This is a genomic window from Kangiella shandongensis (assembly GCF_020005365.1).
Classification (GTDB): Bacteria; Pseudomonadota; Gammaproteobacteria; order Enterobacterales; family Kangiellaceae; genus Kangiella; species Kangiella shandongensis.
Window position 1 is genome coordinate 1 of record NZ_JACNML010000016.1, and the last position, 9,844, is coordinate 9,844.

General features: G+C 45.0%; 8 protein-coding genes and 4 tRNA genes. 2 read left to right on the forward strand and 10 right to left on the reverse strand.

Annotation, left to right across the window (positions count from 1 at the left end; translation table 11 throughout):
- The 8 genes from H7708_RS13155 to murB all read right to left on the reverse strand — a co-directional run.
- Window positions 1-127 (reverse strand): GTP-binding protein (locus H7708_RS13155; RefSeq protein ID WP_235727629.1); only part of this gene is annotated, 127 nt, incomplete at its 3' end.
- Window positions 128-266: 139 nt separating this feature from the next.
- Window positions 267-342, reverse strand: a tRNA-Thr gene (locus H7708_RS13160).
- A 4-nt stretch (window positions 343-346) separates the two neighbouring features.
- Window positions 347-420: transfer RNA gene (locus H7708_RS13165), tRNA-Gly, on the reverse strand.
- A 169-nt stretch (window positions 421-589) separates the two neighbouring features.
- Window positions 590-673 (reverse strand) — tRNA-Tyr (locus tag H7708_RS13170).
- 135 nt (window positions 674-808) lie between these two features.
- Window positions 809-884: transfer RNA gene (locus H7708_RS13175), tRNA-Thr, on the reverse strand.
- Between the two features lie 148 nt (window positions 885-1,032).
- Window positions 1,033-1,842: a type III pantothenate kinase gene (locus H7708_RS13180; RefSeq protein ID WP_223671325.1), complete on the reverse strand. Its 810-nt coding sequence runs from the start codon at window positions 1,840-1,842 to the stop codon at window positions 1,033-1,035.
- Between the two features lie 15 nt (window positions 1,843-1,857).
- The gene (gene birA / locus H7708_RS13185) at window positions 1,858-2,817 is read right to left on the reverse strand and encodes a bifunctional biotin--[acetyl-CoA-carboxylase] ligase/biotin operon repressor BirA (protein WP_223671326.1); all 960 of its coding nucleotides are present in this window, start codon (window positions 2,815-2,817) and stop codon (window positions 1,858-1,860) included.
- Between the two features lie 13 nt (window positions 2,818-2,830).
- Window positions 2,831-3,853, reverse strand: coding sequence for a UDP-N-acetylmuramate dehydrogenase (gene murB / locus H7708_RS13190; protein ID WP_223671327.1), 1,023 nt, complete (start codon window positions 3,851-3,853; stop codon window positions 2,831-2,833).
- Between the two features lie 178 nt (window positions 3,854-4,031).
- On the opposite strand from murB, the gene H7708_RS13195 reads away from it, so the two are divergent.
- Window positions 4,032-5,327: a metal-dependent hydrolase family protein gene (locus tag H7708_RS13195; protein WP_223671328.1), complete on the forward strand. Its 1,296-nt coding sequence runs from the start codon at window positions 4,032-4,034 to the stop codon at window positions 5,325-5,327.
- A gap of 29 nt (window positions 5,328-5,356) precedes the next feature.
- Here the strand turns inward: H7708_RS13195 and H7708_RS13200 are convergent, their stop codons facing one another.
- On the reverse strand, window positions 5,357-5,836 hold the full coding sequence (locus H7708_RS13200) for a hypothetical protein (RefSeq protein ID WP_223671329.1): 480 nt from the start codon (window positions 5,834-5,836) through the stop codon (window positions 5,357-5,359).
- Between the two features lie 258 nt (window positions 5,837-6,094).
- Between H7708_RS13200 and H7708_RS13205 the strand changes: the two genes are divergently transcribed.
- Window positions 6,095-7,873, forward strand: a complete 1,779-nt coding sequence (locus H7708_RS13205) for a DEAD/DEAH box helicase (RefSeq protein WP_223671330.1) — start codon at window positions 6,095-6,097, stop codon at window positions 7,871-7,873.
- 38 nt (window positions 7,874-7,911) lie between these two features.
- On the opposite strand, the gene H7708_RS13210 is transcribed toward H7708_RS13205, so the two are convergent.
- On the reverse strand, window positions 7,912-9,507 hold the full coding sequence (locus H7708_RS13210; RefSeq protein ID WP_223671331.1) for an ankyrin repeat domain-containing protein: 1,596 nt from the start codon (window positions 9,505-9,507) through the stop codon (window positions 7,912-7,914).
- Window positions 9,508-9,844: the final 337 nt, after the last annotated feature.

A 9,844-nucleotide genomic window follows, 5' to 3' on the forward strand; every position in this document is an offset into this window, starting at 1 on the left:
CACCGCCGTATTCTTTCGCTAGTACAGTACAGATCGCTGCCGTCAGTGTGGTTTTACCGTGGTCAACGTGGCCAATTGTGCCCACGTTAACGTGCGGCTTGGTACGTTCAAATTTTTCTTTAGACATGTAAAGCCTCCCGGAATTTCCGCGTTTTAAGTTCCAATATTAAAACGGGTGTCACCGGGTTGTACGCCACATTAAACCACGTACTAGTACCCTTGCACCCTAATTGTTGTCGACATGGGTTCTGCCAAGACGACAAACCTGGTGCCGATAAGCAGATTTGAACTGCTGACCTCTCCCTTACCAAGGGAGTGCTCTACCTACTGAGCTATATCGGCAATTTGGAGCGGGTAGCGGGAATCGAACCCGCATCATCAGCTTGGAAGGCTGAGGTTCTACCGTTGAACTATACCCGCGCTCAACTGGTTACCGTTACTATTATGCTTAACTAGTAAACTGCAGTAAGTTTACGCTTGCACCAAGTACGATATCAACCTAAATCGCAGTATTAGCGATAATAGGTCACATCCAGCCATTTGCCCTCACTTTTCAGTGACTTAACGCAAAAGGCAGGATGAAGTAATTTGGTGGAGGGGGGAGGATTCGAACCTCCGAAGCTTTCGCGTCAGATTTACAGTCTGATCCCTTTGGCCGCTCGGGAACCCCTCCAAGATTTGAACATCATCATTGCTCAAAGCGAGCGCGCATGATGCCAATTTGCTGGAGAAAATGCAAGTATAATTATCTTAATTAGAACCGATACTTACATTTAAAAAGGGTTGCATTCGCAACCCCTTAAAATAATGGTGCCGACTGCCGGAATCGAACTGGCGACCTACTGATTACAAGTCAGTTGCTCTACCTACTGAGCTAAGTCGGCATTACTTACTGGACAAGCCAAATTTAATTAGTCTGGGGCTATGTCGTTAAGTGGGCGGAATTTTAGCGATCTGATTTCGCTTTGGCAATGCTTTTTTTCACTTTTTTTTGTTATATGGCTATTTTTTTTATGAATCGCCTAAAATTGTTTAATTATTCAACGAAAACCAACAACTTAAGCCTTTAAACACCAGATCAGGTCGCTGTTTCAGCTTAATAAACTCAACCACCGGACCTGGCAGCTCACGCAAGGCTTCCTCCACCAAAGAATAACCACCACCGGTTATATATATGTGCTGTGGTAGCATCTTTTGCTGCCACAATCGCCCGACAGTTTCTTTAATATAACCAATAACCATGCTCGAGGCACCGAATACCACAGCCGAGGACGTATTTTTGCCTAACAGGCGACCATCTAACTGTTCATCATGCCTGGCACTCCAGGCAATGCCTCCCGTGCTACCGAGCAGGCTTTGCTCTATTAATCCAGCGCTAGGAACAATATGCCCCCCTTGATGAACACCTGCTTGGTCAATTAAATCCAGTGTGATGGCAGTGCCGGCATCAATTATCAGGCACTCTTGCAGCGACTCCCGGTAGGCGCCCAGCATGGCGAGCCAGCGATCAACACCCAACGCCTGCGGCTTTGCGTAACTATTATACAGGGCCCTGCCTGCGGCGACTCTTATCTCCTTACTGCTCGTAGCAAATAACGGCTTAACGCCCAATACCTCCTGACAAAGCTGCTCGAACCACGCCTTACGCTCGATACTGGCCACGCTACTGACGAGTACCTGCCGAATCGACTTCCCTACCAAGGCCGTTAATTGCTGCTGCCAGTATTCGGGCTCAAACTCCTGATTATCCCAAGTTCCTCTCTGTGCATCTTCGAAGCTGTGCAAATCTTCGGTAAGTAAATACTTACACCGGCTATTACCTTGATCTAACAGTAAATACATCTGCTATCCTCAAACTTAGCGAAAGCGCAGGCTGACTTCACCGGCATATATGGGTTTGACCCCTTTGCCAGTTTGCAATAAGAAAGCACCGTTATCATCCACGCCGGCGCCAGTACCATTAATCGCTTCCTGCCCTTGCAAGATCGTTACTTTCTTATTGTAACATTCATCAACACGACGCCATTCCTCGAGAAAGCATTGGAAGCCCTGTTCGGCAAACTGCTGCAAGTAACGCTCTAAACACAGAACGATCTCAGCCAGAACATCCTGCCGACGAATCCTCGGCTCCACTTCCTGTAAGTTTATCCACTCCTGCTCAATATCATCAGCGGCCGTCTGCGACATATGCACATTCAAGCCAACGCCGATGATAACCTGAAGTCCGCCAACCATGTCACCGGATAATTCAACCAAAATCCCTCCCAGCTTGCGTCCCTGATAGCGCACATCATTGGGCCATTTCAGCTCAACGCCTGACACACCCAGCTCGTTCAGGGCCGTAACAATCGCCAGACCGACGACCAGACTCAAACCACCGAGTTGCTGTACTGGCAACTGAGTCTTCCAGCCGAGTGACCAATAAAGATTACTTGCCAGCGGTGACACCCATTGACGCCCACGACGGCCTCTGCCCGCCGACTGGTATTCAGCGATCACCAGCCGGTTATGTTCAAAACCATCGCCCTTTAAAGCTTCGTTGCTTGACTCAGTCATCAGCCGCAAATCGATGTCATGCCGCGGTAACCGCCGCTGTAAATGAGTAGCGTCCAGGAGTTCAACCTGATGTTCCAGGCAGTAACCTTTACCGGTCACCGATTCAATCCCCAGGCCCAAAGTCTGCAACTGCTGGATCAACTTCCATACATAAGCACGACTAACGCCCAAACGATCGGCGATGGCCTGGCCGGAAAAGAATTCCTCTTGCGCCAGAAGCTTAATAATTTCAATCAACTGCTGTTCTTTATGCTGTGACATAATCGAGTCTAACCTACTGAAAAACTTGTTGCTGGCCGATAATCCAGACTTCCGGCTCTAATTCAACGCCAAACTTCGCCTTCACGGTATCGCGCACATAAGCCGCCAGGTTCAAAATATCCTTGCCCGCAGCCTTGCCATGATTAACTAATACTAAGGCCTGCTGTTGATGAACCCCCGCATCGCCCTGACGATAGCCTTTCAACCCGGCCTGATCGATTAACCAGCCAGCAGCCAATTTCACCGAAGCATTGTTCATTGGATAAGCCGCTATTTTTGGGTGAGCTTCTTTAAGTTTTAGGTATTGTTCATGGCTGACGATAGGGTTTTTAAAAAATGAGCCGGCATTACCCAATTCCTGCGGATCGGGCAGCTTGCTTTGCCTGATTCGAATCACTTCATCACTGACATCTTTTGCCGTCAGCTTGTCAGCACTGTCAGCCAGAGCCTTTAACGGACCATAAGTAAGCACCAACTGTGGCTTCTTGTTCAGCCTCAGTTGCACGCGAGTGATAATGTATCTTCCACGCAATTCACGCTTAAATATACTGTCACGGTAACCAAATTGGCAATCACCATGCCTAAAGATCTTCTTTTCACCACTGAACAGATCCACCGCATGCAAAGCCACAAAACGCTGCTCCAGTTCGACACCATAAGCACCAATATTCTGAATGGGCGCAGCGCCAACATTACCCGGGATCAACGATAGATTCTCTAACCCGCAGTACCCTTTATCCAAAGTATCCATCACCAGCTCGTGCCAGTTCACCCCGGCACCAGCAGTCACAATCACCTCTTCGCCCCGCTCTTCATATTCAATCCCCTGAATATCCGGCTGTAAAAAGGTTAGCGGAATATGCCCCAATAGTAAGAGATTACTCCCACCGCCTAAGACAAAAAACTTGTCGACTGGTATCGGCATTCCAGCCAACCAATCCTGAATATCGCGTTCATGATGAAACCGAAACAGCTGATCACAGCTGGCGTCTACACCGAAAGTGTTGAACGCTTTTAACGAATGTGCCTGTGGCATAACCTGTTGATGAATACTTTGAAAGTGTTAGGCATTGTATCAGACATCATTTGAAATACTATTGCCTTCAAAACTGCGCCTTTAAAACCTTGTTACAAATAGAGCAGCACAAGATTTGCCAGTTCATTGGTATAAGGTTAGATTGAGCGTACTTGTATGTAACACAGTAGGGGAACCGATGAAGAATAATCGTTTAACAACACTTTTAATAACCTCGCTGGTGCTGGGCGCTTTTAATCAGGCATCAACTGCTGAAGACAAGGACAACACCTGGCTCCATTGTGGTCAGGTGATCGACACGGAAGAAGGTGCCGTGCTGGGCCAACGCTTCATTCAGATCTCAGGTAACACTATTGCTGCCGTGACGAAACAAAAGCCGAACACTGACGACATCATTAATCTCAGTAAAAAGACCTGCCTACCTGGCTTAATGGATATGCATGTCCATCTGGAAAGCGAGATGAACCCAAAGTCCTATATTGAGGGCTTCACACTTAATCCTGCTGATCTGGTATTACGCGCACAACATTTTGGTATGAAAACCTTGCTGGCCGGATTCACTACGGTTCGCAATCCCGGGGATACCGCTAATGTGACTATCGCTCTTCGCAATGCCGTCAACCAGGGTATTGTCGATGGGCCACGCATATACTCAGCAGGAAAATCCATCGCCACGACTGGCGGCCATGCCGATCCAACCAATGGCACCAACGCCAAACTGATGGGTGATCCAGGCCCGAAACAGGGCGTTATCAATAGTACGGATGATGCAAAAAAAGCCGTACGCCAACGCTATAAAGAAGGCGCGGACTTTATCAAAATCACAGCAACCGGCGGCGTGCTGAGTCTGGCCAAAAGCGGGCAGAACCCTCAGTTTACCGATGAAGAAGTTAAAGCCGTTATCGATATTGCCAACGACTATGGCATGCATGTCGCTGCTCATGCTCATGGCAGCGAAGGCATGTTACGTGCCATTAAAGCCGGCATTACCACTATTGAGCATGGCACCTACATGACTGAGGAAGTGATGAAAGCCATGAAAAAACATGGAACCTACTATGTACCAACCATTATCGCCGGTAAGTTCGTCGGAGAAAAAGCAGAGGTTGACGGTTTCTTCCCTGAAATAGTGCGTCCTAAAGCCCGTGCTGTGGGCCCACAAATTCAAAAGACATTTGCCAAAGCTTACGACTATGGAATCAAAATTGCCTTCGGAACTGACAGCGGTGTATCGGCTCATGGCGACAATGCTAAAGAATTTCAATACATGGTCGAAGCCGGTATGCCAGCGATGGAAGCCATTCAAAGCGCTACGATTACTACCGCCAAATTGCTTGATAATGACAAAATCGGTGTAATCAAGCCAGGTAACCTGGCGGATATTATCGCTGTCGATGGCAACCCCGTTAAAGACATCAAATTACTGCAGGACGTTAAATTTATAATGAAAGACGGGAAAGTATATAAACAATAACGAAAAGGCCCTGTCACAGGGCCTGTCTTTTAGAAGTTGAGCTTATAAACGGCGGGATCTACGGGCTCAGTAGAATCAACGATGACACCATCCAAACTCACCGTAAAAGCCTGGTTGTCATTTTTAAACTTTATTTTTCGCCCCACTTCATCATCGCCACTGCCCGGGCTTAAAAACTGTATTCGTGCCAGCCCTTTTTCTCGGGAAAGGATCTTATAATACTCCGTTTCCTTGCCAACCGTCATAATATTCCCCGTCAACGCAACAATAACGTCTTCATTGGCGCGTATCGTTTTGTTCCGTACTCGTGTTTTCCAACCCTTGGTCTGCATCGAGTTGAGAATAGCTTCCAGCTGCTCTTCAACTTCTTCAGGAGTCGTGTATTCCCAATAAGGTTTAACAATTACCATCCACCAAATATTTCCTTCTCTATCAATGGATATAACTTCATCCTGAAAGTAGCAACCTCCAATAATAAGACAAAACAGGCCAATAATTAACGTTCGCATATCCGCTCCCTCACAACCCAAGATCTTGATAAATAAATATAATTCTCTGTCCATAATACCTGGGATGAAACTTTTAGCAATAATGCTAACGCCATCACAGCTAAGCGTGTATAATGCCCGCCGAAGAAGCAATGGTCATTAGCACATCTTTTCTTACACTCTGTGCATTCATTTTGTAGTATTTAGTTGGGTTTAATCAGTTGACCGAAGCTTCGCCGGACAGTTCGTCCGCCATGCAGTATTAACAAGGTACATCTGATGACATCTAAAGATTCTACGACCAGTTTTGATCAACTGGAGCTCGCTCCTGCGGTATTGAAAGCTATTCAAGAAGTGGGTTACGAACAACCATCCCCGATCCAACAAGCCAGTATCCCAGTTCTATTAACTGGACGCGATATTATCGGCCAGGCCCAGACCGGTACGGGTAAAACAGCGGCATTTGCTTTACCGCTTTTATCTAACATTGATCCTAAAAACAAAACCACCCAGGTATTAGTCTTAGCACCAACTCGCGAGTTAGCGTTACAGGTTGCCGAAGCCTGCCAGACTTATGCTAAACACATGCCGCAATTTACCATTCTGCCGATTTATGGTGGGCAGCGCTACGACACACAGCTACGCCAACTAAAGCGTGGCGCTCAAGTCGTTGTCGGCACCCCAGGCCGCGTCATGGACCATATCCGTCGCGGTACCCTTAAACTGGATAACCTTAAGGCTCTAGTTTTGGATGAAGCTGATGAAATGCTTCGCATGGGCTTTATTGATGATGTGGAATGGATCCTGGGCCACACTCCGGAAAAGCGCCAGATTGCTCTGTTCTCGGCGACGATGCCAAACCAAATTCGTAAAGTGGCAGAGAAACATCTGAATAACCCTGAGCACATCAAGATCGAAACCAAAACTTCTACCGCTAAAACTATCAGCCAGCGCTATTGGTTCGTTAGTGGTCTGCATAAACTGGATGCACTGACTCGAATTCTTGAGACGGAAACCATCGACGGCATGATCATCTTCGTACGCACTAAGAGTGCGACCATGGAGCTAGCCGATAAATTGAATGCCCGCGGCTTTAGAGCTGATGCATTAAACGGTGACATAGCCCAGAACACTCGTGAAAAGATTGTCGATAAATTAAAGCGCGGCAAAATCGATGTGCTATTGGCGACCGACGTTGCAGCTCGTGGTTTGGATGTTGAACGTATCAGTCACGTGATTAACTACGACATTCCGTACGATACGGAATCTTACGTACACCGAATTGGCCGTACTGGCCGTGCCGGTCGTGAAGGGCATGCTATCTTGTTCGTTTCTCGACGTGAGAAGCGTATGCTTAAAGCAATCGAGCGAGCCACCAATCAGCCGATTGAAGAAATGTATATGCCAAGCATCGACGCTATCAACGAGACCAGGGTTGAGCGCTTTGCCAGTACCATTACTAAAACACTTGCCAGTCAAGACTTGGAATTTTATACCGAGCTAGTCAATAAATACGTTAAAGATAACGATCAAGACTGGCCACAACTGGCAGCCGCTTTAGCAAAAATGGCTGCCGGCGATGACTTATTATTAAAGGATAGACCACACAAAGAGCCGAAAGAAGGAGATCGTTCAGAGCGTGGTGATAGAAAAGAGCGTCGTCGTGATCGTAAAGACCGTCCGCACCGTGAAAATACCTTTTCACCGAAAGCTGAGCCGTTATCGGCACACCCAGATATCAAAATGGAACGTTACCGTATCGAACTGGGCCGTAACCATGACGTTAAAGTTGGCAGCATCGTAGGTGCCATTGCCAACGAAGCCGATATTGATAGCGAATACATTGGCAGAATTGATCTATTTGATGAATTCACTACGGTTGATCTACCATCCGATATGCCAAAAGAGATTCAGAAAATATTGGCTCAGGCTCGCGTAGCAGGCAAACCGATGCAGCTAGCACCAATCGGCAAGCAAGCACCAAAAGGTGATAAGTCGAAATCAAAGTCCAAAGATAAAGGCAAACCCAAAACTAAAAAACGAAAGCCTAAGTCTTAAAATTTATCTATAAAAAAGGCCTCATTTGAGGCCTTTCCTTAAGTTGATCTACTACTATCCAAATACTTTGCAACTTTATTAAAACCATTCGATCTGGCAATATCAATAGCAGACATGCCATTCGCAATTTTATGGTTAATATTAGCACCTTCTTTAACTAATAGTTTTACAAGTTCTAAATTATTGTAAGCAACAGCAATTATTAACGCAGTTAATTTTTGCTCAGTATAACTTTTACTAACACTTGCGCCGGCATTAATTAGCCTTTCAACACTCTCTATATCATTTGAAAGAATAGCTTTAACCAAAGCACTTCTGTCATCTGCATCCGTGACATCTAGCCCTCTTTTGTTTGTTTTAAAGTTTTCTAAAACACCTTCATTAACAGAGAACTCGTATTGTGCAACTGTAGCTAATAATTCAACATAATCAGGGTTAAGGACTGTGGCCTTACGATAATAAAGTTCTGCTTCTCCCTTATTCTTTTTTGATAGGGAATTCCACATCCTAATATTGGCAACAACCTTCAACTCCTTATAGGTGCTTTTGCAATATCTTGAAGGTGATAACTCAAGTTGATTTAATACCTGCTCATACTTATCTAAATATAAAGCATCGATTAGTTGCATTTTTGCTTCAAAGCACTCTTTTTCATCAAACTTTTTACTAGCTTCAGCATTCATTTTTGAAGCTTCCTTGTACATTTTCTCGCTCAAATATAAGGATGACAGATATCTATAACCAAACAGCATTCCTCTATCGTATGAGTTTTGAGGTTTAGGGTCTGAAACTGCTTTTCTATAATACTTAATGGCTTTCTTAGTTTTTCCTTTCCGTTCATACATTTGCCCCCAGTTTGTATAAAGCCACAAATTATCGGTCCCTATTTCTTCGGCCTTCTCAAATTCCTTCAAAGCTTCTTCAAAGCGATTCTCCCAAGAGTAAACATATCCCAACAATACTCGAGTATTCGCATGTTCAGGATTAATATCTCTAGCTGTTAACAAAACCTGCTCAGCCTGTAACACCCCTGGACTATTAGTCCCAAAACCCTGAGTCTTCATCAAATAACGAGCTAGCTCATGGTATGTATCAACAAAATTAGGGTCTTTAGCTAAACTGTAATCAATTAACCTCTTGGCTTTTTTGTAGTATTTACTGCCATTATAATCAATAAGATAGGTAATATATTGATAAAGATGCTCTAAGAAATGATAACTTGGCTCTGAAATTTCATTAATCGCCACCCAGTCTAATTTCAGCGGATGGGTAAGAACTGCACGTTCTTTTGAGTCAAAATCAACAAGATCAATTGTTAAAGAGTCTGTAGAAAATGCATCCTCACTTTCTGCTGGTCTCAGAAGTGGGTAGTCTATTAGTTTATTTTCATCATTTAATTGTAGTCCGACAATATCGGTTTTAAATGATTGCTCATTGAGCGTCAGCCTTGGCATAGCTACATAAGTTTTACCAGCCTTTGCACATATACTGATATTCAAATAAACAGTATCCTGAGTCTTATCCACAACTTCAACATTTGAAACTTTTGGTTTGTCGCAAAACTGTTCAGCAAAGCTTATGTCAGAACCGAGTGTGATAATTATTAGAGTTATCCCCAAAATAATTCTATTCATATATTTATCCATTTAATTCTATTACTTATCTTATTATTAGCGCGATTCTAACTTTTCCTAAGCCATAAAAAAAGCCACCCGAAGGTGGCTTTTTTTTATATAAGCGCTCGCGTGCCCTTGGGGTATGGCGATGATGCCTAAAGGCATTCCCTCAGCTCATGCACAGCATGACCTTCGGTCACCTAGGGCGAGCCAGTGGTTTGTGCTCGGACAATATATTCGCTTCGTCGTTACCATTAACTGTCCTAAGCATATAACAGAGCTCACAAACCATTCATGCAAAGAAAAAGGGCCCACCTTTCGGTGAGCCCTTTCTTTGATAAGCGCTTGGCGATGA